The organism is Nostocoides veronense (genome assembly GCF_039531185.1).
Classification (GTDB): Bacteria; Actinomycetota; Actinomycetes; order Actinomycetales; family Dermatophilaceae; genus Nostocoides_A; species Nostocoides_A veronense.
Map to the genome: position 1 here is coordinate 160,704 of NZ_BAAAPO010000021.1, position 24,684 is coordinate 185,387.

The window sequence follows — 24,684 nt, forward strand, 5'->3', positions numbered from 1 at the left end:
TTTCCCGATCTCGACGCGGCGGAGTGGGGATGGACTCCCGGTCCGCAGCGGAGCGGGGTTCGTGCATGCGAGCGGGGTTCCCGTCGAGCGGAGCGGGGTCTGTGAGTGCGAGCGGGGCTATAGGGCCGCTCCCACTCACAAAGCCCGCTCGGCTCGGGCCGGCCAGGCGGGCCGGGCGGGTCAGGCGTCGCGGAGCACGATCTCCTCGCCCAGGCCCTCGGACCACAGGGCGACCTCGAGGCGGGCGGTGGCGCGGCCCACGGCATACGCATCAGGGCAGGTCATGAGCACCTCGACCCGCCCGTCCGGGAGTTCGCGCGTCTCGGCCCGGACGCTCGAGCCGCGCGGGTCGGCCAAGAGGGCGACGCGCACCGCGCGGGCCAGCCGGTCGGGCACGCTTTCGACGTTCACGGAGCGTATGCCGGCCGCCTCGGCCAGCGGTGAGCCCGGGTCCACCCCGAGCGCCGCGCGCGCCGCTTCCACATGCCCCATCGCGAAGAAGTCGCCCGGCCCGGTGCGCACCAGCCGCCGCGCCCCCGTCGCCGTGCCGGGCTCCACGAGATGACCCAGCCCTCGCAGGATCGCCACCGGTACCTGCGCGAGCTTGCCCTTGACCAGGTCGGCAGCCGCCGCGATCTCATCCGCTACCGCGATCGCCGTGACCTCCAGCGGACGCCCGTCCACATCGGAGCAACCGCGATAGTCAGCCAGCACCCGAAGCCCCGCGGCCCCGAGCGCAAAGTCGGTCTGGCCGCCGCGCCACGGCCGCCCGGCCGTGTCCGTGAGGACAAGCCCCAGGTCAGGAGCCAGACCAAGAGTTAATCTCAGGTATGCCGTGAGGCTTTCCAGCAGTTCTCGGGCTACCTCATCGGGATCATCTGGCAGCAAAAGCAGGGTCTCGGCCGGCCCGGTATTCGAGGCGTCGATTCCCGCTCCGGCCATCACGACCCCGTGCCGTCCCTCGACGATCCGTGTTGCGCCGGTGCTCGTCATGCGTTCTGCGACAACCCGCACGCTCTGCTCCCGCACGACGGCCCGTTTATCCGTCCGCACAGCAGTCAGGCCAAGCGCCTTGGACGCGATTTTGCTGGTCACCGCCAGGATGTCGCCATCGCGGAGCGCCTCGCCGCCCGCTGCGATCGCCCCGCCGATCACGGCGCCCAGGTCGCAGTCCCGCACGATCTCCGGGATGCCCTGAACGGGGATGATGCGCACCTCGCCGACGGGCCCCGACCAGCTCGCCTCCTCGGGGGCCTCTTCGGTCGTCGCCGCGGGGTCAGGCACCGCCCACTCCCGCAGGGGTCGCGGAACCCACCTCCAGGGCGAGATCCAGCGCCGCCCGGGCCAGGCGCGCCGCGCCGGCGCGATCGCCCATCAGAAGCGGGGCGTCATACGCGCGCGGGGTCCAGCGGACTCCGGCGGGGGCCGGCTGCCCGGCGTCCTGCGGGTCGACGAGCCAGCCGTCGAGGAAATCGGCATACAACCCGGCGACCCCGCGCGCACTGGCCTCGACCCCGACAACCTCCAGGCAGGTATCCGCGTGCCCGCGTACCGGCTTGCCCGAGATGATCGGCGAGACCCCGACCACCGGCGCGGGCGTCCCCCGGAGCGCATCACGCACCCCCGAGACCCCGAGGATGATCCCGATCGAGACGATTGGATTGCTCGGCGGCAGCAGGACGATATCGGCCTCGCGGATGGCGTCGAGCACGCCCGGCGCGGCCACCGCACGGTCCAGGCCGACCGCGGCGAACCGCTCGGCGGGCGTCGCCGCGCCCTCCCCAACCCACCACTGCTGGAAGTGGATCGCCTCCGGACCCTCGGGGCGAGTGACGATGACATGCGTCTCGACCGGCTGGTCGCTCATCGGCAACAGGCGCAGGCCGCGCTCCGGCAAGCCCCAGCGCTGGGCCAGCCGCGTGGTGATCTCGCTCGGCGTCGCCCCCTCACCGAGCCAGAGGGATCGGGCGATGTGAGTGCCGAGATCCTTATCGCCCAGACCAAACCATTGCGGACCCACGCCATATGCCGCGAGCTCGCCCATCACCTGTCGGGTGTCCTCATCGCGGCCCCACCCCTGGCGCTCACTGATGCCGCCGCCGAGGGTGTAGAGCAGGGTGTCGACATCGGGGCTAACCCGCAGGCCGAAGAGGGTGATGTCGTCGCCGGTGTTGGCGATGATCGTGATTTCCGACTGTGCCAGAACGGGGTCGGCGTCGAGGGCATCGCGCAGGCCGCGCAGGAAGCGCGCGCCGCCGACGCCCCCGGCAAGGGCAGTGATCCGCATGAGGCAATCCTGACCCATTACCTCCTGTGGGCTTGACGAAAGGGGCATGACACGCGTGTAATTCCAGTGGTGTGGTTAGGCGATGTTGCGGGACACCCCCCGCCTCGCGTCGCCGAAGAGCAAGCGAAATCGATCGCGAGGAGTGGCCCGTGCAGGATGTCGTCTACCTGAACGCCTTGGACGAGGAAGACCTGTCGTGGCAGGAGCGCTCGCTGTGCGCCCAGACCGACCCCGAGGCCTTCTTCCCCGAAAAGGGCGGCTCGACCCGCGAAGCCAAAAAGGTCTGCACCGGCTGCGAGGTGCGCGCCGAATGCCTGGCCTACGCCCTGGCCAATGACGAGCGCTTCGGCATCTGGGGCGGGCTGTCCGAGCGAGAGCGCCGCAAGTTGAAGCGGCGCGCGATCTGAGCATCGCCGAAGCGGCCCCGCCCAGGGCCACTGCGGACGCCGTCCACCTCGCTCCCTCGATGACCACCGGCCCCGAGCCCGCCACCCCAGCGCCGATCACCGCGGCGCTGCTTGTCGCGCGCATCGACGACCTCATGGTCGATGCGGTGACCGCGCTCGCCGACCAAAGCCGCGCGCCCGACGGCATACTCCTGCTCGATGCAACCGCGGCCGGCGAACTGCCGCAGCGGATGGCCGAGTCGGCGCAGTTCACCGCCCAACTTCCGAATCTGAGCATCGAGCGGGTCGCGACCGATTGCTCCGTTCACGATGCGCTGCGGACGGCGATGGCCGTAGATTCTGGACCTGGAGCCGTATGGCTGCTCAGCGGCGACTCCGTGCCTGCGCAGGATGCGCTGGAACAACTCGCCGGCGCGCTCGAGCACGACCCCACGGCGGCCCTCGCCGCCCCCAAGCTCCTCGACGTGGATCGCCCAGGACGGTTGCGCCGCTTCGGGATTCAGACGACGCGCTCCGGGCGCCTTCAACTCGGTCCGCGCGTCGGGGTCCCCGATCAGCAGCAGTATGACGACCGGATGGATGCCCTCGCCGCTCCCGCACTCGGTGCGCTCTTCGACCGGGAGGCGTATGCCGATCTCGGGGGCCCGCTGCGCAGCTTCGGGGCGTTGGGCAACGACCTCGACTATGGCTGGCGTGCGCAACTGGCCGGCCATCGCGTCCTGCTCGTGCCCCGCGCGCGGATTTCGGTGCGCGCCAACCAGATCGGGCGTCCCACGGGTGCCGACCGCCGCGATGCCCGGCGGGTGGCTCTCGCACGTCGCCCTTTGCTGCTGACGCCCTTCCTCGCGCTGTGGATCGCCCTGTCCAGCCTTGCGGTGGCTCTCGGGCTCTTGCTGTTGAAGAGGCCCGCCGCCGCCGGCCGCACGGCTGCCGATCTCGCCGCCCTGGCCGACCCCTGGCGGCCGATCGCCGCGCGCTGGCGCACCCGCAAACACCGCCGCCGCCAGGCGCGCACCCTCTCCGGGCTCTTTGTCACCCGTGAACAATCGCGCGCCCACGCCTCCGATCGGCTGCACGATGTCCTCGTGCCGCGGCGGCGCGAGACCCGGTCGGCGGCGGCCATCCCGTCGCAGCCCACCGCGGATCACGGCTCGCTGATCGCCAGTCCAGCGATCTGGGGCACCGTGGCCGTGGTGGGGCTGCTTCTGGCGGGGTCGCGAACCCTCGGCGCAACCCTCGGCACCGGCCTAGCCAGCGGCATCCACGGCGGCGAGCTGCGTCCGATGCGCGCCGATTCGACAGCGCTTTGGCACGCCTGGTGGGACGGCTGGGCCGGTGCCGGCCTCGGCAGCGGCGCCCCCGCATCCCCAGCGCTGCCCGGCCTCGCGGTCTTGTCGTGGATCGCGCAAGTGCTGCCCGGTGACCAGGGGGGCAGCCCGGCCGGCCGGGTGATCGCCGCCCTCGTGTTCGCGGCGCTCCCGCTGGCCTTCCTGACGGCATACCTCGGGGGCCGGGTCGTCACGCTGCGTCGCTGGCCGCGCGCCGCGGTGGCTGGCGCGTGGGCGCTCTCGCCCGTCGCGACCGCCTCGCTGGCCTCCGGTCGACTCGGTGCCCTCGCCGTGCTGGTCCTGTTGCCTCTTGTCCTGGCCAGCATCGTGTCCATGACGCGGCGCAGCGCGCGACCCGGATCGCTCTCTCTCGCAGCGCTACTCACGATGAGCCTGGCGGCCGTAGTGCCAGGTGTCCTGGTGGTCGGGGTCGTGCTCGCGCTCGCCCTCGTGCTCGCCGGGACCGGTGTCGCCCGACGCCGCGCGCTCGGCTATCTCGCCGTGCTCGCCCTCGCCGCCGTGCCGATTCTGCTGCTCCTTCGCGTCTCGCCTGCCTCCTTGTTAGGGGGCTGGGGCATGCTCGCGGACACTGCCTCCCCGCCCGCGTGGCAAATCGTCCTCGGGCAGCCTGATGCCCGTCCCGCCGATGGCGCCACGCTCGGCACGGTCACCGACTACCGCACCTGGCTCGGTGCCGGAATTCTGCTCGCCGGCCTGCTCGGTCTAGCCCGCCCGCGCCGCCGCAGCGGGCTGGCGACGGGCGCCGGCCTGCTGGCCATCCTCGGGCTCGCGTATGCCGTGGCCGCCCCCACACTGCACCTCGGCTCCGACTCCGCCGGCCGCGTTATCACTGCGTGGGCCGGTGCAGGCCTGCTCCTGATGACCGCGGGACTGCTCGGGGCCGCCCTGGTCACCGCGGAGGGAGATCTCCCGGCGACCCCAGCGGCCGCTGCGCCAGCGGGGGAGTCTGACGCTAGCCCCACGCGCAGTCGGCAGACGACGTCATGGCGCATCGCCGGCATCGCGGTCACCACGCTCGTCGCGCTCGCCGGGGCGGCGCAGCTTGCGTATGCCGGTCTCGGACAACGTCTTTCGCCCGCCGCGGATCCGCGCCCGGCCGTCGCGATCGACCAGGCCGAGGGTCCGGCCGCCACGCGAACCCTGGTGCTGGCGGCACGAGGTGAGAACACGACATACGACCTGATCGGGCGCGAGCCGGGCCTGCCCGCGCGCGACCTGCCCGCGGGGGCGATCGACGGTCGGCTCGATGCGGCGGTGGCGACGCTGATCGACCCGGGGCAGGCGAGCGCAGATCCGGTCGGAGAACTCGCCGCCTGGGCCGTCGGCTTCATTGTGGCGGTGCCGGATGTGGACGCCGGGGTGCTGCGCGTTCTCGATTCATCGGCCGGCCTGACGCGTATTGGCGACTATGCCGAGAGTTCCGTCTGGCGGGTCGAACCCACGGGCCCGGATGGTCGACAGCAACCGGCCCGCGTTCGCCTTGCGGGTGAAAATGACTGGGGCACACCGGTTCCGGTGTCCGGACAGCATTCGGCGACTCGGGCGGCGCTCGCCGGCGAGGGCACCACCCTCTTGGTCGCCGAGAGCGATGCGTGGGCGGGCGCCGCGCGCGTCAGCGTCGACGGCACCCGGCTCACGGCCAGCCCCGGCCCCCTGGGGCAGCAGGCGTATGCCGTCCCCGCCGGTGCAAAGGATGTCCGCATCATCGTCACGCCACACCACCGCTATCTCGGCTGGGCTTACCTGGTGACCTTGTTGGTGCTGGTCTATCTCGCGACCCCGCTCGGTGCGCCACCGCGGCGGCGCGGCGGACGGCATACGGAGGAAGCGTCGTGACCGGGGCCCCGGGGATCGGTCTCGCAGCCCTGCGACTGGCCGGCGTCGGCGCGGCCGGCGCAGCGCTTGTTGTCGGCGCGCCGAACCTCGCCGCTCGCGATATCCGGCCACCGGCCGAGATTGGCCAGGCGAGCCAGAAGGCTCTCGATCGCGTGGAAATCGCTTGTCCCGGAGGAATTTTCGCGGGAATCGAGGATGTCGACGACCTGGCCGTGCCAACCACGGTGGTCGCGTCGACGGCTCCGGCCGACACTCTCGGCGGGGTGTCCCCGTCCTACGCCCGTGGAAAATTGATCGTGATGACCGGCACCGGTCAGAGCTTCCCCCATCCCGGTCGATCTGGAGCGATGGGCGGCGTCGGAGATCGCGGAGCCGCGGACGCCGCGGATCTCGAAGGCGCGGCCCCGACCGTGGTGACCGGGAGCGGCTCGTTGGCTCCGGGCGCGCTGGCCGGACAGGAGTCGGATGTGGCCAGCGACTCGGCAACCGGCTTCGCCACGACCGGCTGTGGTGCCCCGGTCGCCGAGGCCTGGTTGACGGCTGGCGGTGGTCAACCCGGCCGTCAGGAACGGCTCGTTCTCGTCAACGCCGGGGCGAATCCGGTGACCGTCGACATTGACGTCCTCGGATCGCGCGGCTCGATCGAGGCACCTGCGGCGCGAGGGATCGTCGTTGAGGGCCGATCGCGGACTGCCGTTTTATTGGATGCTCTTGCGCCCCAAGAGACGTCGCCGTTCTTCCACCTAACGATGCGCGGCGGTTTCATCTCCGCACAGATCGGCGATGCCTGGATGGATGGCATCACCCCGCGCGGCATCGAGACGGTCGCGCCGCTCGCCGCGCCGGCCATGGAGCAGGTCATTGCTGGCGTCCCCGGCGGTCAGCCCGTAACCGTTCGGCTGGCGAATACCGGTGAGGAACAGGCGATCGTCGAAGTCCGCCTGCTCACCGCGGACGGCCCCCGGGCGCTTCCCGGCGCCGTCGGCATCGCCCGGATCGCCGCCGGCACGGCGACGGATATCGCTATCGGCGCCTTGCCGAAGGGCACCAACGGCCTGCAGGTTCGCTCGGATCTGCCGGTCACAGGCGCCGCGTTGGTGCAGCCGAAAAATGCTCGGGACTTCGCGTGGGTGACGGCAAGTGAGCCCTTGGCCGGCTTGAGCGGCGCGGTCTATCAGCGGCTCGAGGACCCCGAGAATCGCACCCGCACCCTGGCCCTGGCCACCACGGGTGATGGCTCGAGCGTCGAGGTCACGACGATGCGTAATGGCGTGTCCACTGCTCGAACCGTCTCGCTCGCAGCGGATTGCGTGACCACGGTCGACCTCACCGGCACCGACGCGGTATGGGTTCGGCCCGCCGACGGCGGGGGAGTCGTCCGCGCCGGCATACTGATCACCGGCCCGGCCGGTGACCAGTTTGTGCTCGCATCGACCCCGTTGACCCCCAGCCGCCTGACGCGCACCGCCGTCCAGGTCACCCCCGTCGGCAGCCTCGGCTGACCCGGGCCGGTGGGTCGGCCAAACCTCCCATTTCTCTCCGGATGCCGCAAAGTTGTGCTTCACCCGACTTTCTAACCCGGGTGAAGCACAAGGTTCCGGCATCCGGAGAGAAAAGAGTGACTCCTGAGGTTCGCGCGCCCGGCTCGGGCGGTCAGTCGCCCGCGTCGAGGTCCTCGGGCGCGACGCCGAGCAGGGCGGCGACGTGCTCTTCCAAGACTTCTCGGACCAGGTCCGCGCGATCGCGGCCGTCACCTGCCCGCGCCTCGATCGGGCGTCGATACACCACGATGCGGGCCGGCATACCGCCATCGGCCGGGAAGAGCCGGCCCAGGACGATGCGGCGCTCCTCCCAGGGCGCGGGATCGCTCGGGGGCACATCCTCGACGGCGAACTCTGTCCCGGCATACCTCCCGGAGAGCAGCTTCTCGAAGCGCTCCGTGCCCTCCAACACGATTTGATCGAAGCGATCGCGCCGCGTGGACATCGCCGGCACGGGCGGCCAGGCAAGCGGCCCACGGGGCCCGCGGCCGTGCCGGTCCCGGCCACGGTGTGCAGCGGCAGAAGACATGCGTGCGATCGTAACGGCGCGCCGAGGGTGCCGCCCTGCCCGGGGATGACCTACGCTTCGCGGGTGACCCTCGCCCGCCAATGCACCCGCACCGCCTGTGCGCGGCCCGCCGCGGCGACCCTCACATATGTGTATGCCGACCAGGTCGCCGTCCTCGGGCCGCTCGCGACCTACGCCGAGCCGCACTCGTATGACCTGTGTGATCAGCACGCCGAGCGACTCACCGCCCCGCGGGGTTGGGAGGTCGTGCGCCTGGCCACCGATGGGGCGCCGCCGCAGACCCACGATGACCTCGTGGCGCTGGCGAATGTCGTGCGCGAGGCGAAGCGCCCCAGTGCTCCGCCGGCGAATTTGTCGCCGCCTCCCGGCCCGCCCGGGAGCCGGCGCAGCCACCTGCGCGCCGTGCCCAGCGCATCCTCCACAGACTGACCTGCGCGCTCACCTGCTCGATTCGATCCCCCTACGCCACAGGGCTAATCTGACGCTCGTGGCTGCCCCCGATCTGTCCTCCATCGTCAAGGCGTATGACGTTCGCGGGCTGGTCCCGAGCCAGTTCGACGCCTCGATCGCTCGGGCGCTCGGCGCGGCCTTCGCTGAGGTGATCGCGGGTCCCGACCAGGCCAAGGCCGCCGTCATCGGCCATGACATGCGCGACTCCTCGCCGGAGCTCTCGGCGGCCTTCGCGGCCGGCGTTCGTTCGCGCGGCATCGACACCCTGGAGATCGGGCTGGCCAGCACCGATGAGCTGTACTTCGCCAGCGGCGCGCTCGCCCTGCCAGGGGCGATGTTCACGGCCAGCCACAACCCGGCGGCATACAACGGGATCAAGCTCACCCGCGCCGGCGCCCGGCCGGTGGGCACCGACTCTGGCCTGCCCCAGGTGCGCGATCGGGCCCAGGAGCTCCTCGACGACCCGGCGAGTGAGCGCCCGGCCGACCGCGACGGCACGGCGCACCGCCGCGACCTGCTCGCGGCCTATGGCGAGTTTCTCCGCGGCCTGGTGGACCTGCGCTCCAGCCGCCGCCTCAAGGTCGTCATCGATGCCGCCAATGGGATGGCCGGCCTGACCGCTCCGGCAGTTCTCGGCACTGACGCGGGATTGCCCGAGCTGCCCCTGGACATCGTCTCGATGTACTTCGACCTCGACGGCACCTTCCCCAACCACGAGGCCAACCCACTCGACCCGAAGAACCTCGTGGACCTGCAGCACGCCGTCGTCGAGCACGGCGCGGACCTCGGCCTGGCCTTCGACGGGGACGCCGATCGCGTCTTTGTCGTGGACGAGCGCGGCGAACCGGTCAGCGCGAGCGCGATCACGGCCCTCGTGGCCGAGCGCGAGATCGCTAAAGAGGTCGCGCGCGGTGTGGACGTGGATCAGATCCGCATCGTTCACAATGTCATTTCCTCGCGTGCAGTCACCGAGTTCATCGTTCGCGCCGGCGCACAACCGGTGCGCACCCGCGTCGGGCACTCCTACATCAAGGCCGAAATGGCCCGCCACAACGCGATATTCGGCGGCGAGCACAGCGCCCACTATTACTTCCGCGCCTTCTGGTTCGCCGACACCGGCATGCTCGCCGCGATGCACGTTCTTGCGGCGCTCGGCGAGCAGGACGGCCCGCTCTCGGACCTGGTCGCCGCCTACAGCCCATATGCCGCCTCGGGCGAAATCAACTCCACCGTCACCGATGCCGCCGGGATCACCGAGCGCGTGGCGGCCTGGTGCGCCGAGCAAGGCCTGCCGACTGACACCCTGGACGGGTTGACGGCCTGGCACCGCGGCGATGGCGACTCCCCGATGTGGTGGATCAATCTGCGCTCGTCCAACACTGAACCGCTGCTGCGCCTCAATGTCGAAGCCGCTGATGTCCCGACAATGGAGCGCGTGCGCGACACTGTCCTCGGCATGATTCGCGCCTGACCGGCCACGATCCGCCCGGCCTCTCTCGAAGGAGTTCTCGATGTCCAACCCGACGATCGCCCCCTGGGTTCGCGAGATCCTGCGCTGCCCGAAGTGCCTCGCCGACCTGCGCGATGAGACCGGCCCCGCGGGCCCGGAACTGGTGTGCACCGGCGCCGACTGCGGGCTGGCATACCCCATCGAGGACGGCATCCCCGTCCTCCTCATCGACAAAGCCCGCCCGCGCGCCTGAGGCCGCTGCGGTGGCTGCCTTCGATCCCGATCTGCTCGGCGAGCCGGATCGCCTGCTCGAGGGCGACCCGAGCCAAATGTTGCGGGCACTCGCGACGGCGGGAGCCCAGGTCCGCCGCGCCCTAACCACCACGCGCGAAGCCGGCGCGCTCGACCTGCGCATAGAGCGGCCCCGCGCCATCGTCGTCGCCGCGATGGGCGCCGATGATGTCGTCGCGGACCTGCTCGCCCCGCTCGCCGCCCGGCATTCGCCGATCGGGGTATGGCCGTGCCACGACAGCCCGCTGCCCGGCTGGGTGGGGTCCTTGGACCTCGTGGTTGCCGTCTCGCTGTCGGGCCGGGCGCCGGGGCCGGTCCGGCTCGCGCTGGAGGCTGGTCGGCGCGGGGCGAGTGTGCTGACCATCGGCGCGCCGGACAGCCCGCTCGCGGAGGCCGCCGCCCGAGGCCGGGGCGTGCACGTGCCGGCCGAGGGGACCGGTGCGACTTCGCGCAGCGCGGCGTGGTCGATGCTGACCCCGGCCATCCTGGCGCTCGGCGCGCTTGGCGTTCTACCTGTCGACGCCACCGATCTGGACGCGGTCGCGGACCGGCTTGATGAGATCGCCGAGGCCAACCGGCCGACGGCGGAGGCCTTCGTCAGCCCCGCCAAGATCCTCGCGACCGGTCTCGGCGCCACCATCCCCCTCGTCCTCGCCGACGGTCCGCTCACCGGCGTGGCGGCCCGCCGGGCCGGGACGATGCTCGCCCGCACGGCTCGCCTGCCGGTCATGGTCGGCGAACTTCCCGATGCCGCGTCGCAGTTGCTCGCCTGTCTCGATGGCCCGTATGCCGCCGCGCCCGCCCCCGAGGGCGGTCGCGATATCTTCGCCGACCCCTACCTCGACGGGCCTCCCGGCGCGGAAGTCGGGCTGCTCCTGCTGCGCGACCGGGACCCGCGGGCGGGGGAGGAGGGCGGGCGCGTGCGCGGCGGTGAGGCTGCGGCATACGACGCGGATGCCCCGCGGGTGGAGATCGGGCCGCAGGATGCGGCGCGGATCAACTTGGCCCAAGGCATCGTCGACCTCGCCGAGCGCCGGGGCGCCCGCGTGCAGCAACTCTCGCCCGGTCCGGGCGGGGATCTGGTGCGCCTCGCGGAGCTGATGGCGACCCTGGACTTCGCCGCGACCTATCTCGCGCTGGCGCACGGGCTTGACCCCGCGACCGTCCCGGCGCTGGCCGACCTGCGCGACCTGACGGGTTGATCGGTCGACGTCGTCGCCTCGGCTATGCGCCGCGATTCTGCCTTGATTCGCGCCTGGCCGCTGACACTCGCCCCGGCCTTGACCCGGGGAAGTCTGCGCTTCCACCCAGCTAAGTAGCAGCCCGAAGCGCACACTTCCGGCATCCGGAGAAAAATGAGTGACGGGTGGGACGGGAACGGGGCGGCGGTGGCTGGTGGGGCCGATAGAATGGCGGGTGTCCGGCGTGGGTGATGACCCGCGCGCCGAGAGCGGCGGCGCCGGTGGCACGGCATAGCAATCCGTCGGCAACCGGCTCGCCCCAGGGCGAGAGCACACCGCACGGAGCGCCGCGCGCACCCACACCGCATACCCCGACACCAAAGGCACCCACATGTCCTTCGACTTCCAGGTTAAAGACCTCGCCCTGGCCGAGGCCGGCCGCCACCAGATCCGCCTGGCCGAACACGAGATGCCCGGCCTGATGGCGCTGCGCGCCGAATATGGCGCCGCGCAGCCACTCAAGGGCGCCCGCATCGCCGGCTCGCTGCATATGACGGTTCAGACCGCGGTCCTCATCGAGACGCTTGTCGCGCTCGGCGCGCAGGTCCGGTGGGCGAGCTGCAATATCTTCTCCACGCAGGACGAGGCAGCCGCTGCCGTCGTCGTCGGCCCCGCTGGCACCATCGAGAATCCGCAGGGCGTCCCGGTCTTCGCGTGGAAGGGCGAGAGCCTGCCGGAATACTGGGAGTGCACGGACGCGATCCTCACCTGGCCCGGCGCCGAGGGCCCCAACATGATCCTCGACGATGGCGGCGACGCCACGATGCTGGTCCACAAGGGCCGCGAGTGGGAGGCCGCCGGTCAGGTTCCGCCGACCGACGAGCAGGACTCCGAGGAGTTCGGCGTCTTCAAGGCGCTCGTGCGCACGACCCTGGCGCAGGACCCGCAGAAGTGGACGCGGATCAGCGAGGGCATCAAGGGCGTCACGGAGGAGACGACGACCGGCGTGCACCGCCTCTACCAGCTCGCCGAGGCCGGCGAACTGCTCTTCCCGGCGATCAATGTCAACGACTCGGTCACCAAGTCCAAGTTCGACAACAAGTACGGCTGCCGCCACTCGCTCATCGACGGCCTCAACCGCGCCACCGATGTCCTCATCGGCGGCAAGGTCGCCGTCGTCGCTGGCTATGGCGATGTGGGCAAGGGCTGCGCCGAGTCGCTGCGCGGCCAGGGCGCCCGCGTCATCGTCACCGAGATCGACCCGATCTGCGCGCTGCAGGCCGCGATGGACGGCTACCAGGTCGCGCGGATGGATGACGTCATCGGCCAGGCGGATATCGTCATCACGGCCACTGGCTGCTTCGATGTCGTCACCGCGGAGCACATGCAGGCGATGAAGAACAAGGCCATCGTCGCGAACATCGGCCACTTCGACAACGAGATCGACATGGCCGGTCTCGGCCGCGTCGATGGCATCACCAAGACCGAGATCAAGCCGCAGGTTCACGAGTGGACCTTCGCGGACGGCACCTCGATCATCGTTCTGTCCGAGGGCCGTTTGATGAACCTCGGCAATGCCACCGGCCACCCGAGCTTCGTGATGTCGAACTCCTTCTCCAACCAGACGATCGCGCAGATGGAGCTCTTCGCCCACCCCGATGCGTATGTCGATGAGCACGGCAAGCCAACCGTCACCACCTTGCCCAAGCACCTGGATGAGAAGGTTGCGCGCCTGCACCTCGACGCCCTCGGCGCCGAGCTGACCGAGTTGCGCAAGGACCAGGCCGAGTACCTCGGGGTCGATGTCGCCGGCCCGTTCAAGCCGGAGCACTACCGCTACTAACGACACCCCACGAAGTTTCCTCGCTCGCAAGCGCCCACGCGGGGCGAGGGACCCTGCTCCGGTACTTTGCGGGGGCCCCGTCGGACCCTTGAGCAACGGGGCCCACATCCCGTGAGTTTGCCGACCGGCTCGCTCCCCGACCCGCCGCACGGGGCGGGGTGCGAGCCGATTGTCGGCCGCCCGTGTGATGATTGTTCGAATCGTTATCCGGGGAACGTCCGGAGTCCGGGGAACAGAAGGGTTTGCGTGTGAAGGGTCGAGTCCTGATCGTCGATGACGACCTGGCCCTGGCGGAGATGCTGGGGATCGTCCTGCGAGGCGAAGGCCTCGATGTCATCCATATCGCGGACGGGGCGGCCGCAGTGCCGGCGTTCCGCGACCACCGGCCCGATTTGATCCTGCTCGACGTCATGCTGCCGGGGCTGGACGGGATCTCGGTGTGCAAGCGGATTCGGGCCGAGTCCGGGGTCCCGATCGTTATGCTCACCGCACGCACCGACACCGTCGATGTCGTCGTCGGCCTGGAGTCCGGGGCGGACGACTATGTCGTCAAGCCCTTCAAACCCGCCGAGCTGATCGCCCGGGTTCGCGCGCGGCTGCGCCGTGGCGATGAGAACGAGCCGGAGCGCCTCGAGATCGGCGACCTGGCCATCGATGTGGCGGGCCACTCGGTGACGCGCGATGGCACGTCCATACCCCTGACGCCCTTGGAGTTCGACCTGCTCGTGGCGCTGGCACGCAAGCCGTGGCAGGTCTACACCCGCGAAGTCTTGCTCGAGCAAGTCTGGGGTTATCGCCACGCCGGTGACACGCGCCTGGTCAACGTTCACGTCCAACGGTTGCGCAGCAAGATCGAGCACGACCCCGAGGACCCCAAGATCGTGGTGACGGTCCGCGGCGTCGGCTACAAGGCCGGCACCGGCGCTTGAGCCTGCCGAGGCGGTGGCGGGTGTGCTGAGCCGGATCATCCGGCCGTGGCGACGATCCCTGCAGTTGCGGGTCGTCACCTCCACCGTGGTCCTCGGCATGGTCGCGATCACGATCCTCGGGGCCTACCTCTTCCAACAACTCGCCGACGGCCTGACCGATGACCGGGTGCGCACGGCGCGCGCGGAGGCGCAGGTGCTCGCAGCGCGCGCCCAGTCAACCTTCGACTCCACCTCAGCGGGAGCGGACACGGCGGAGTTCAATAACGTCGCCGTCGGCGCGGTCGTCGCACTGGCTCCACCGCCGACCGACACGACCCGCTATGTCGTCTTCACCCGGGCCCTGGACAACACCGCGGCCATCCGGCTCGACACCGTGCTGACCGGCGGCTTGCGCACCTCTCCGGTGCCGACCGCCCTGAAGGAAGCAGTGCGCGCCGATCCGGATCGCCAACAGGTAACGATCATCCAGTTGCAGCGATCGACCCTGGTGACCGAGCCATCCTCGGCTTCCTGGACGCGGCCCGACCTGCCCGCCGTCGTCATCGGCTCCCAGGTACAGGCGTCGACAGCGGGGCCCTACGACTTGTACTTCATCTATCCGCTCGATCGTGAACAGGCCACCTTGGACTTGGTCCAGCGCTTGTTCGTCATCGGCGGCCTGCTCCTCGTCTCGCTGCTCGGCGCCCTCTCGTGGCTGGTCACCCGGCAAGTCGTCAGTCCGGTGCGGCGCGCCGCGGGTGTCGCGGAGCGCCTGGCCGCCGGGCACCTCAACGAGCGGATGAGCGCGCGCGGCGCCGACGACCTCGCCCTGCTGGGCAAGTCGTTCAACGACATGGCCGATCACTTGCAGAGCCAGATTCGGCAGTTGGAGGATCTCTCCCGCGTCCAGCAGGTTTTCGTCTCCGATGTCTCCCATGAACTGCGCACGCCGCTGACAACAATCCGCATGGCGGCGGATCTGATGTATGACCAGCGCGCCGACCTCGCCCCCTCGCTCGGTCGCAGCGTCGAATTGCTGCACGATCAACTGGACCGCTTCGAGGCGCTGCTCGCCGACCTGCTCGAGATCAGCCGGTATGACGCTGGCGCCATGTCCCTTGAAGTTGACCAGGTCGATCTCGCGGCCCTCGCGACGCGAGTTGTGACCGGCGTCGAGAGCCTCGCGCAGCGAAGGGGCAGCGAGGTGAGCGTCGAGGCCCCGGCCGAAGGCGTCACCGCCGAGGCGGACGCGCGCCGCGTCGAGCGCATCGTGCGAAATCTCGTCGTCAATGCCATCGAACACGGCGAAGGCCGACCGGTCGTGGTCAGCGTCGCCGCCAACGAGAGCGCGGCCGCGATCGCCGTTCGCGACCAAGGCGTCGGCCTGCGACCCGGCGAGTCGGCGCTGGTTTTCAACCGCTTCTGGCGGGCCGATCCCGCCCGCGCCCGCACCACCGGCGGCACGGGTCTTGGCCTGGCCATCTCGCTCGAAGATGCCCGACTGCACGATGGCTGGTTGCAGGCCTGGGGCGAGCCGGGCAAGGGCTCGGTCTTCCGCCTCACCCTTCCGCGCAGCGCGGGTATCCCGATCGCGGAGTCCCCGCTCCCGCTCGCCCCGCGCCCCCCGGCCGATGCCGACGCGACGACCCGGTTGCGGCCGGTTCGCTTGGTGGAGCAGCCGTGAGCCGCCGGCGCTGGGCGGCACTTATGGCTGGCGGCTCCCTCGCGCTGGGCGGCTGCGTCGGACTGCATCCCGATCCCGCGATCAGCCCGGGCCTGACCGTCGGTGCCGACAGCCAGGACCGCGTGGTCTATGTGCCGCCCGGACCGCAAGAGAACTCCACGGCGGAGGCAATCATCCGTGGCTTCGTCCGGGCCAATGCCTCCTCGGGCGAGGGCATCACCGTGGCCCGCAGCTACCTCACCCGCACCCTGGCGGCCTCGTGGAATCCCGACGCCCGCATCGATGTCGTGAGCACCACCGATGGCGAATTGCGCCAGGTCAAGCCCGGAGTCTTCGAGTTGACCTCGACCCTGCTCGGTCAGGTCGGCGACGATGGTCGCTATGTCCCGGCCACCGTGGGCAAGACGTCCACGCTGCGGCTGGAGGTGACCTCCGAGGGTGGGCAGTGGCGCATCAGTTCGCTGCCGGAAGGGGTCGGCCGCTGGCTTTCTCGTGGCGCCTTCAACCAGCTGATGTCGGCGGTGCCGCTGCACTATGCCTCGCTTGCCGACCCCGATGTGCTCATCCCGGATGTGCGCTGGTTCGTCAGCGACCAACTCGCCTCGCGCCTGACACGGGCGCAACTTGGCCCCATTCCGTCCTATCTGGTCGGGGCTGTGCGCACCGATCTCGCGAACCTGCACCTGGTCGTCGACGCCGTTCCGGTGCGTGCCGGGGTGGCCAGCGTCGACTTTGCCGCGGCCCGCGTCAGCCCCGACCCGCGGGCGCGACGGGGCATGTGGGGCCAATTGGTCGCCACCTTGACTGCCGCCCCCAATGTCTCGGCCGTGGATGTCACCGTCGAGGGTGCGGCGCTCGACGTCGACGGGGTCTCTCCGCCCGTTGCCCGGTCCTCGGAGCTGGGCTTTCGCGAGAGCGTCGATCCGATTGTCACCCAGCCCTTGCTGCGGGTCGGGCAGGGCGTTTACAGCGTCGATCCAGCACGCTTCGGTCAACCCGGCCTAGACCTCGTCGTGGAGCAATCGCCCGTGTTCCCGCCGATCACCGAGCAGTTCACCGACCTCGCCCTAGCCGCCACCGGCAAAGAACTCGCCGCGGTCGCTCAAGGCGAGTTGGCGCGCTTTCGCGCTAGCGAGGTGGCCAGTGTCCCCAACTTCGGTACCCACCTGACCGGGCCGGCATACGACCAGCGCGGCTGGCTCTTTGTCGGGGGCCGCGCCGGGGAGAAGGCAGAGACCGGGGCGATTTGGGCCGTCGACACCGGCGTTTGGCCGCCCACCGCTGCTGGGGGACAGGCACGGCGCATCTCCGTGCCCTGGCTGGCGGACCGGCGTCCGGTGGCGGTCGCCATCTCCGCCGACGGGGCACGGGCCGCCGTCGTGTCCACTGATGCCGAAGACGCTCATGTGCGCCTCGACGTCGTTGGGGTGGTGCGCGACGAGGCCGGTGCTCCAACTGGCCTGTCCGCCATGCCGATTCGGTTGGCGCCGAGCCTGCAGCGGATCAGGGATGTCGTGTGGATCGACAGCACGGAGCTGGCCGTGCTCGCCGCGACCACCGCGAAAGATCCGGTCGTGCCGCAACTCGTCACGCTCGGGCAGCAGGTCCAGGCCTTGCCCGAAGTCGCCGACGCCCGACACATCTCGACGCTCGGCGGAGAGCGGCGGCTGGTCGTCACGGCGCCCGATGGAGTCTTCCTGCGCGCCGGCGGCACCTGGCAGCGCGTCGGTGTGGGCGAAGACATCGTCGTCGCGGGCCGCTGACGCGCCGGGTTGTCCACAGCCCCGTTTGGATGCCCTAGCGGCTGGTCGCGCCTCCTGCCAGATTTGGGCGTATGCCGCCCCCTCGCCTCGCCCGATCCGCTCGCCGCGCTGGGCCGGCGCTCGAAAGCCAGAGCGATGTCGCCGCGACCGGCTCGCTCCCGCGGACGGACCGGCGCCGACGCATTGACCTATCGGGTCTGGTCGACCTGGTTTTGCCGCGCGCCTGTGCGGGCTGCGCCGGGCCGTCGCAGAGCCTGTGCCCCGAGTGTGTCGACAACCTGATCGGCGCCTGCTTCGACGGTGGACCGGTGCCCGCGCTGCCCTACCCGCCGCCCTTGCGACTGCAGTCGGTCTGGGCGGCAGCGGCCTACGAAGGAACCCTCACCACCGTTTTGCGCGCCTATAAGGACGATGGCCGGCGCGACCTACTGCCATGGTTGAGCGCCCTGCTCGAGCAGTCGCTGACCGCGCTGATCCTCGTGCGCGGCGTGCCGGCTGGGTCCATCGTCGTTCCGCTCCCGAGTTCGGTTCGCGCCAATCGGTTTCGGGGGGATCGGCCGGTGGAGGCGCTCGTGGCGGATGCGGCCGGGCGGGTCGGGCTGAGTACCGTGCGGGGCCTGCGGATGCGGCGCCGGGTGCGCGATGCGGTCGGCCTGCGCAGCGCGGAACGCATGAGCAATATCGCCGACGCGATGGCGGGAGATGCGCGGCTGCTCAAGGGGCAGCAGGTGGTGCTCGCCGACGACATCATGACGACCGGAGCGTCGATGGCCGAGGCCCAACGCGCCGTGCGATCAGCGGGTGGAGTCGTTGTCGGGCGCGTGGTTGTGGCGAGCGCCGCGAGAACTGTGATGGCGGAGTCCCTGCCATTTCCCAGGCAGTTGGGCTAGCGTCATGCCATGGAGGCCATATCCACATCCCGCTACGGGGGATCTGGGGGTGAGGCGATCGGTCGGGTCTTGAAAATCTAGCTACCGCAACGCCCTTCGCGCACGCGCCGATCATCATCGATCGGGAGCGCGCATCGAAACCGGTTCGAGGAGAACTTCATGGATGTCGTCATTTCCGGCCGTCATCAGAACGTCAGCGATCGATTCCGCGAGCACGTCGCGGAGCGCATGGCCCGGGTCGAGCAACTTGCTCCCCGCGCGCTGCGGACCGAGGTGCTTGTCAGTCACGAGCCCAAGCGCGGGAAGGCCAAGGCCTCAGAGCGCGTAGAGATCACCTGCCATATTCGCGGACCCGTGGTCCGGGCAGAAGCCGCCCACGAAGACCGCTATGCCGCCTTCGAGATGGCGATGGACAAACTCATTGAGCGACTGCGTCGCTCCAACGACCGGCGCCGGGTGGCCCGAACCCGCGGCGGGCGCGTGGATGCCGCGCCCATCGAGGCGATGCCGGCCCCCGTCGACGCGCAGACGCCGGACCCCGAGGACAGCGCGGACGAGCCTGACCTCTTCGGGGCCGTCGGCGACTCGCCGATCGAGGTCCGCGAAAAGGTGCACTCCAGCCGACCCATGACTCTCGGCGAAGCGCTCGCCGAGATGGAACTCGTCGGTCACGACTTCTACCTCTTCCACGACAGCGACACCGACAAGCCGTCCGTCGTTTATCGGCGTCGTGGGTGGGCTTATGGCGTCATCCACCTCGATGTCGACGGCACGCCGGCCGAGGCCGCCTCCTGACGATCCCCCTCAGCCGTGCCCAGGCCCGGCGAATCGCCTTGTCCGCCCAAGGTTTTGGGCGCCCGCGATCCGCCGGGCCGGTCACGATGCGCGACCTTCAGCGGGTCATTGACACGGTCGGCATCGTCCAGATCGATAGCGTCAATGTCTTGACCCGCAGTCAGTACCTGCCCTTCTTCTCCCGGCTCGGGGCGTATGACGTGCGGTTGCTCGACCGCGCGCGCGACCAAGCTCCGCGCCGGGTGGTGGAGTACTGGGCCCATGAAGCCTCGCTCATCCCGCCCGCCACCTGGCCCCTGCTGAACTTCCGCATGCGGAACAACCACGCCATGTGGGGCGGGGTGCAGCGCGTCGAGCGAGAACACCCGGACCTGGTAGCCGCCGTCCTGGCGGAGGTCGCCCGCAAGGGCCCGATGACGAGCCGTCAGATCGAGGCGGCACTCGCCCACGACGTGCCGCGCTCCCGCGAGGACTGGGGCTGGAACTGGTCACTGGTCAAAGCAGCCCTGGAGTTCTTGTTCTGGGCTGGCCAGATCGGATCCGCAGGTCGCACACCGCAATTCGAGCGTCGGTATGACGCCCTCCACCGTGTCTTCCCGCCCGCCGCGCGGGCGGCGGCGGTAGATCCGGCCCTGCGGGCGGGGGAGGAGACGGCATACGAAAGGCTCGTCGAGATCGCTGCCCGCGCCCACGGGGTGGGGACCGTGCAATGTCTGCGCGACTACTTCCGGATCGGGCCCGCGCCTGCTCAGCGGGCGGTGGAATCCCTAGTGGCACAAGGGGTGCTGCTCGAGGCCGCCATCGACGGGTGGCGACGTCCGGCATATCTGCACCGCGACGCGCGCCGGCCCCGACGCGTCGAGGCGCGGGCGCTGCTCAGCCCCTTTGACTCCCTGATCTGGACGCGCGATCGGGTCGCGGCGATCTGGGGTTTCGACTATCGCCTGGAGATCTATGTGCCCGCGCCGAAGCGAGTGCACGGCTACTACGTCCTGCCGTTCCTGCTCGGCGAGGACCTGATCGGTCGCGTTGACCTGAAAGCTGATCGAGGCGCTGGTGCCTTGCGGATCCAACGCCTGACGTGGGAGCCCGGGCGCGGCGGCACGCAGGACCGCGCCGAACTCGACGCCGAACTAGCCCTGATGGCGGGCTGGCTCGGTCTGGATCGGGTCACGGCCTGAGCAAGACCCAGTGGCGCGCCTCGTCATAGGTGCCATCCTCCCGGGCGCAGAACTGCGGTTCGCGGCCCCATTCGGTGAAGCCGGTCCGGGTCAAGACGGCGGCGCTTGGAGCGTTGTCGCCGACCGTCAGGGCAGTGAGCCGGCGCAGCCCGCGTCCGCCATCTTCGGCCGCGGCGAAGGCGTGCTCGATCATCAGCCTCGCCGAGATGCTCGCGGCGCCGCGTCCTCGGGCGGATGGCAGCAGCAGATAGCCGAGTTCGGCGCTGCCCTCTTCCTGGTCGCGGTCGATGAGGACGGCATCACCGAGGGCGCGGTCGGTCGCGGCGTCGGCGATGCACCAGTGCGTCGATTCGCCGCGTGACATCCGTTCCCGGCGCCGAAGCAGCCACTCGCCGAAGCCGGCAACTGTCGGCTCCGCGCCGGGCGGCATGAAGTGGCCCCCGCCTGACCACGGTTCGATGGCCGAGACGTCCTCGTCGCGCCACGGCCGCAGCCGTATGCCGTCGCCCGCCAACTCGACAGCTACGCGCCACGGAGCGGCCGGGATCGTCCGGTCGTCGTGCGGCCCGAGGCTGGCAACCCAGCCATCTTCGGGCCGCGCAGCAGGCTGCGCCGGCTGCAGGCGCGCCGGGAGAGTCGCATGGAAGGTGAAACCGCAGGCCCAGGCGACTCGCCACGAGGCGAAATTGCCGCGGCTGGCCCACCAGTAGAGGCGTTGCCCGCCGAGGTCGTTGAAGAAGTGGGCGGCGACGAGCCGGAGTGCGGCCGCCATCAACCCTCGCCCGCGACCCTCCGGGTGCAGGCCGAAGCCGACCTCGGCCATCCCGGACTTCCCGGCGCGCAGGTCGATGGTGCCGAGATAGCGCCCGTCGGGGTCCTGGGCGTCCGTGATGACCCAGTGCCGCTGCGCGCCCGGGGTGTTCCATTCGCGCTCGATCAGATCGCGGAAGCTCGCCGCGTCCGCGAGGCCGTAGGGCCGCGGCACCGTCGTCCACCGCATCGAGTCCGGGTCGGTCGACTGCTCGACGATCCGCGGATCGTCCTGCGGCTGGTGGGCGCGCAGCCCCACCACGCCGTCGGTGAGTTCAGGAACGCAGTCGGGGAACGGCATACCGCCGATCCTTGCGTATGCCGCCCGTCCCCGCCCCCGAGTTTCCTCACCCATGCCGGGACCACCCGGCATACCGGGGAACCCCCGGCGAGGATGCGGCGTTGGGGGCAGAGGCGGAGCCTCGATTACGCTAGGCAGGTTCCACGGGTCGACGTCAGGAGAGTTCGCGTGCCCAAGTTCATGGAGAAGCTGCTGCGGGCCGGCGAGGGCCGGGTCGTCAAGCGGCTGGAGTCCATTGCCGCGCAGGTCAATGCCATCGAGGAGGACTTCGAGAAGCTGACCGACGCCGAACTGCGGGAGGAGACGGCCAAGTTCAAGGCCCGCCTCGCCGATGGTGCGACCCTCGATGACCTCCTGCCGGAGGCCTTCGCGGCCGTGCGCGAGGCCAGCAAGCGCACCCTCGGCAAGCGACACTTCGACGTCCAGCTCATGGGTGGCGCCGCGCTGCATCAGGGCAATGTCGCCGAGATGAAGACCGGTGAGGGCAAGACGCTGGTGGCGACCCTGCCGTCATACCTCAACGCCTTGACCGGCCGCGGCGTGCATGTCATCACCGTCAACGACTACCTCGCGGAGTACCAATCGGAGCTGATGGGCCGCGTTCACCGCGCCCTCGGCCTGGAGACCGGCTGCATCCTGTCGCACATGACGCCGGAGCAGCGGCGCGCGGAGTATGCCAAGGACATCACCTATGGCACCAACAACGAGTTCGGCTTCGACTATCTCCGCGACAATATGGCGTGGAGCACCGAGGAATTGGTGCAGCGCGGCCACTACTTCTGCATCGTCGACGAGGTCGACTCGATCCTCATCGACGAGGCGCGGACCCCACTGATCATCTCCGGCCCGGCGGATCAGCCGACGAAGTGGTATTCGGAGTTCGCCAAAATGGTCACCCGCCTGCGCCGCGGCGAATTCGAGTCGGGCATGGGCGATTACGAAGTCGACGAGAAGAAGAAAACCGTCGGCGTTCTCGAGGCCGGTATCGACAAGGTCGAGGACTATCTCGGCATCGACAACCTCTATGAGTCGGTCAACACCCCGCTCATTGGCTATCTCAACAACGCGATCAAGGCCAAGGAGCTCTTCCACCGCGACAAGGACTATGTCGTCATCAATGGCGAGGTCATGATTGTCGACGAGCACACCGGCCGCATCCTCGCGGGTCGCCGTTACAACGACGGCATGCACCAGGCGATCGAGGCCAAGGAGGGTGTGGAGATCAAGAACGAGAACCAGACCCTCGCGACGATCACCTTGCAGAACTACTTCCGCATGTACGACAAGCTCTCGGGCATGACCGGCACCGCCCAGACCGAGGCGGCCGAGTTGCACTCGATCTACAAGCTCGGAGTCGTCCCGATTCCGACCAATATGCCGATGATCCGCCAGGACCAGGCCGACCTCGTCTATCGCACTGAGGAGGCGAAGTACCGCGCGGTCGTCGACGATATCGCCGCGCGCAACGCCAAGGGCCAACCCGTCCTCGTCGGCACGGTGTCGGTTGAGAAGTCGGAATATCTCTCGGATCAGTTGCGCCGCAAGGGAATCCCGCACGAGGTGCTCAACGCCAAGCACCACGAGCGGGAGGCGTCGATCGTCGCCGAGGCGGGCCGCAAGGGCGCCGTCACCGTCGCGACCAATATGGCCGGTCGAGGCACCGACATCATGCTCGGCGGCAACCCCGAGTTCCGCGCCGTCGCGACGCTGAAGCAGCGCGGTCTCGACCCGGAGGAGACGCCGCAGGAGTATGAAGCAGCCTGGGACGAGGCGCTTGCTGCTGCCGAGCGCCAAGTGGAGCAGGAGCATGACGAGGTCACCGAACTCGGTGGGCTCTATGTCCTCGGCACCGAGCGCCACGAGTCGCGCCGCATCGACAACCAGTTGCGGGGCCGGTCCGGTCGTCAGGGCGACCCGGGGGAGTCGCGTTTCTACCTCTCTCTGCAGGACAACCTGATGCGCCTGTTCAATGCCGGCTTCGTCGATCGCGTCATGACGAGCACCGGCATGGACGATGACACCCCCATCGAGGGCAAGCTGCTGTCGCGCTCCATCGAGTCCGCGCAGAGCCAACTCGAGGGTCAGAACTACGAGATCCGCAAGAACGTCCTGAAGTATGACGATGTCCTGAACCGGCAGCGCCAGGTGGTCTATGACGAGCGCCGCCGGGTCCTGGAAGGCGAGAACCTCGAAGACCAGGTCCGCACCTTCATGACCGATGTCGTTGATGGGTATGTCGCGACCGAGACTTTCGAGGGCTTCCCCGAGGACTGGGATCTGGACAAGCTGTGGGCTGCGTTGAAGGCGCTCTATCCGGTCGGCGTCACGCCGGAGGAACTCGAGACGGCTGTCGGGTCCAAGTCCGGCCTGACCTCGGAGCTATTGCGCGAAGAGCTGGTCTCCGATGTGCACCACGCGTATGACGCCCGCGAGGCCACCCTCGGCGAGGGCGTCACGCGCGAGTTGGAGCGCCGCGTCATCCTTTCGGTCCTGGACCGCAAGTGGCGCGAGCACCTCTACGAAATGGACTACCTCAAGGAGGGCATCGGCCTACGCGCGATGGCCCAGCGCGACCCGCTCGTGGAGTACCAGCGCGAAGGCTTCAACCTCTTCGAGGCCATGAACGAGGCGATCAAGGAAGAGGTCGTCGGCTTCCTCTTCAATGCCGAGGTCCAGGTCGAGGAGCCAGCCCCCGCCCTCCAGCCGGTCGCGATCGGCGACATGCTTCGCGGCATGGACGCGGCCGGCGAGCAGGACGCACCGGCCAGTGCAGCAACCGCCGTGGCGGATGGGCCCGAGACGCCGCAAGACCAGGCGCGTCCGGAGATCCACGCCAAGGGCTTGGACGAGCCGCAGCGGCCGAGCCGCCTGCACTACTCCGCCCCGAGCGCCGATGGCGGCGTCGAGGAACACGACGAAGGCTCGTCCGACCCCGAGTCCCGCCCCCTCACGGCCGATCAACTGGCCGTCGCCCGCCGCAACGAGCCCTGCCCCTGCCTGTCCGGCAAGAAGTACAAGATGTGCCACGGCAAGGGCCAGTAGTGGCTCGCTTGGCGCCCGCTGCCCTTCCTGGGTGAAGCCCTCGGGGCAGGAGATTCGTCGCTGCGCTCGCTCGTTCCTGGCTCTTCGAACTTGACCGGGCACGGGTGCCCTGCGTGGTGACGCGGTAGGGCCCGTGACCTCGGTGA

General features: G+C 69.8%; 19 protein-coding genes. 15 read left to right on the forward strand and 4 right to left on the reverse strand.

Annotation, left to right across the window (positions count from 1 at the left end):
- Positions 1 to 180 precede the first annotated feature (180 nt).
- Positions 181 to 1,284 carry a coenzyme F420-0:L-glutamate ligase gene (locus tag ABD225_RS06655; RefSeq protein ID WP_344082731.1) on the reverse strand — a complete coding sequence of 368 codons (1,104 nt, stop codon included), beginning with the start codon at positions 1,282 to 1,284 and terminating at the stop codon, positions 181 to 183.
- The gene (gene cofD / locus ABD225_RS06660) at positions 1,277 to 2,287 is read right to left on the reverse strand and encodes a 2-phospho-L-lactate transferase (protein ID WP_344082732.1); all 1,011 of its coding nucleotides are present in this window, start codon (positions 2,285 to 2,287) and stop codon (positions 1,277 to 1,279) included. The genes ABD225_RS06655 and cofD overlap by 8 nt, the downstream gene beginning before the upstream one ends.
- A 149-nt stretch (positions 2,288 to 2,436) precedes the next feature.
- On the opposite strand from cofD, the gene ABD225_RS06665 reads away from it, so the two are divergent.
- The 3 genes from ABD225_RS06665 to ABD225_RS06675 are packed head-to-tail and all read left to right on the forward strand — an operon-like array spanning position 2,437 to position 7,381.
- The gene (locus ABD225_RS06665; protein WP_344082733.1) at positions 2,437 to 2,694 is read left to right on the forward strand and encodes a WhiB family transcriptional regulator; all 258 of its coding nucleotides are present in this window, start codon (positions 2,437 to 2,439) and stop codon (positions 2,692 to 2,694) included.
- A 59-nt stretch (positions 2,695 to 2,753) separates the two neighbouring features.
- Positions 2,754 to 5,879 carry a glycosyltransferase gene (locus ABD225_RS06670; protein WP_344082735.1) on the forward strand — a complete coding sequence of 1,042 codons (3,126 nt, stop codon included), beginning with the start codon at positions 2,754 to 2,756 and terminating at the stop codon, positions 5,877 to 5,879.
- On the forward strand, positions 5,876 to 7,381 hold the full coding sequence (locus tag ABD225_RS06675; RefSeq protein ID WP_344082737.1) for a DUF5719 family protein: 1,506 nt from the start codon (positions 5,876 to 5,878) through the stop codon (positions 7,379 to 7,381). Before ABD225_RS06670 ends, ABD225_RS06675 begins: the two co-directional genes overlap by 4 nt.
- A 151-nt stretch (positions 7,382 to 7,532) precedes the next feature.
- On the opposite strand, the gene ABD225_RS06680 is transcribed toward ABD225_RS06675, so the two are convergent.
- Positions 7,533 to 7,949 (reverse strand): metallopeptidase family protein, encoded by a 417-nt coding sequence (locus ABD225_RS06680; protein ID WP_344082739.1) that lies wholly within the window; start codon positions 7,947 to 7,949, stop codon positions 7,533 to 7,535.
- Between the two features lie 63 nt (positions 7,950 to 8,012).
- On the opposite strand from ABD225_RS06680, the gene ABD225_RS06685 reads away from it, so the two are divergent.
- From ABD225_RS06685 to ABD225_RS06735, 11 genes are all read left to right on the forward strand, one after another.
- Entirely contained in the window at positions 8,013 to 8,378 is a 366-nt protein-coding gene (locus tag ABD225_RS06685) for a DUF3499 domain-containing protein (protein ID WP_344082750.1), read from the forward strand.
- A 58-nt stretch (positions 8,379 to 8,436) separates the two neighbouring features.
- On the forward strand, positions 8,437 to 9,870 hold the full coding sequence (locus ABD225_RS06690) for a phosphomannomutase/phosphoglucomutase (RefSeq protein ID WP_344082752.1): 1,434 nt from the start codon (positions 8,437 to 8,439) through the stop codon (positions 9,868 to 9,870).
- Between the two features lie 40 nt (positions 9,871 to 9,910).
- Positions 9,911 to 10,102 (forward strand): Trm112 family protein, encoded by a 192-nt coding sequence (locus ABD225_RS06695; protein ID WP_344082754.1) that lies wholly within the window; start codon positions 9,911 to 9,913, stop codon positions 10,100 to 10,102.
- A 10-nt stretch (positions 10,103 to 10,112) separates the two neighbouring features.
- Positions 10,113 to 11,342, forward strand: coding sequence for an SIS domain-containing protein (locus ABD225_RS06700; RefSeq protein ID WP_344082756.1), 1,230 nt, complete (start codon positions 10,113 to 10,115; stop codon positions 11,340 to 11,342).
- A 370-nt stretch (positions 11,343 to 11,712) separates the two neighbouring features.
- Positions 11,713 to 13,164, forward strand: a complete 1,452-nt coding sequence (gene ahcY, locus ABD225_RS06705) for an adenosylhomocysteinase (RefSeq protein ID WP_344082758.1) — start codon at positions 11,713 to 11,715, stop codon at positions 13,162 to 13,164.
- 248 nt (positions 13,165 to 13,412) lie between these two features.
- Entirely contained in the window at positions 13,413 to 14,093 is a 681-nt protein-coding gene (gene mtrA, locus ABD225_RS06710) for an MtrAB system response regulator MtrA (protein ID WP_344082760.1), read from the forward strand.
- A gap of 22 nt (positions 14,094 to 14,115) precedes the next feature.
- On the forward strand, positions 14,116 to 15,756 hold the full coding sequence (gene mtrB / locus ABD225_RS06715; protein WP_344082762.1) for an MtrAB system histidine kinase MtrB: 1,641 nt from the start codon (positions 14,116 to 14,118) through the stop codon (positions 15,754 to 15,756).
- A complete protein-coding gene (locus ABD225_RS06720) occupies positions 15,753 to 17,519 on the forward strand; it encodes an LpqB family beta-propeller domain-containing protein (protein ID WP_344082764.1) in 1,767 nt (588 codons plus the stop codon). The genes mtrB and ABD225_RS06720 overlap by 4 nt, the downstream gene beginning before the upstream one ends.
- A gap of 71 nt (positions 17,520 to 17,590) precedes the next feature.
- Positions 17,591 to 18,409 (forward strand): ComF family protein, encoded by an 819-nt coding sequence (locus ABD225_RS06725; protein WP_344082766.1) that lies wholly within the window; start codon positions 17,591 to 17,593, stop codon positions 18,407 to 18,409.
- 159 nt (positions 18,410 to 18,568) lie between these two features.
- Positions 18,569 to 19,204, forward strand: a complete 636-nt coding sequence (gene hpf / locus ABD225_RS06730) for a ribosome hibernation-promoting factor, HPF/YfiA family (RefSeq protein WP_344082768.1) — start codon at positions 18,569 to 18,571, stop codon at positions 19,202 to 19,204.
- 86 nt (positions 19,205 to 19,290) lie between these two features.
- Positions 19,291 to 20,385 carry a winged helix-turn-helix domain-containing protein gene (locus ABD225_RS06735; protein ID WP_344082770.1) on the forward strand — a complete coding sequence of 365 codons (1,095 nt, stop codon included), beginning with the start codon at positions 19,291 to 19,293 and terminating at the stop codon, positions 20,383 to 20,385.
- Here the strand turns inward: ABD225_RS06735 and ABD225_RS06740 are convergent.
- Complete coding sequence (locus tag ABD225_RS06740; RefSeq protein ID WP_344082771.1) at positions 20,375 to 21,496, reverse strand: GNAT family N-acetyltransferase; 1,122 nt, start codon at positions 21,494 to 21,496, stop codon at positions 20,375 to 20,377. The genes ABD225_RS06735 and ABD225_RS06740 overlap by 11 nt on opposite strands.
- Before the next feature lie 168 nt (positions 21,497 to 21,664).
- Here ABD225_RS06740 and secA point away from each other — a divergent pair, with 168 nt between their 5' ends.
- The gene (gene secA / locus ABD225_RS06745; RefSeq protein WP_344082773.1) at positions 21,665 to 24,538 is read left to right on the forward strand and encodes a preprotein translocase subunit SecA; all 2,874 of its coding nucleotides are present in this window, start codon (positions 21,665 to 21,667) and stop codon (positions 24,536 to 24,538) included.
- The last annotated feature ends 146 nt before the right edge of the window (positions 24,539 to 24,684 follow it).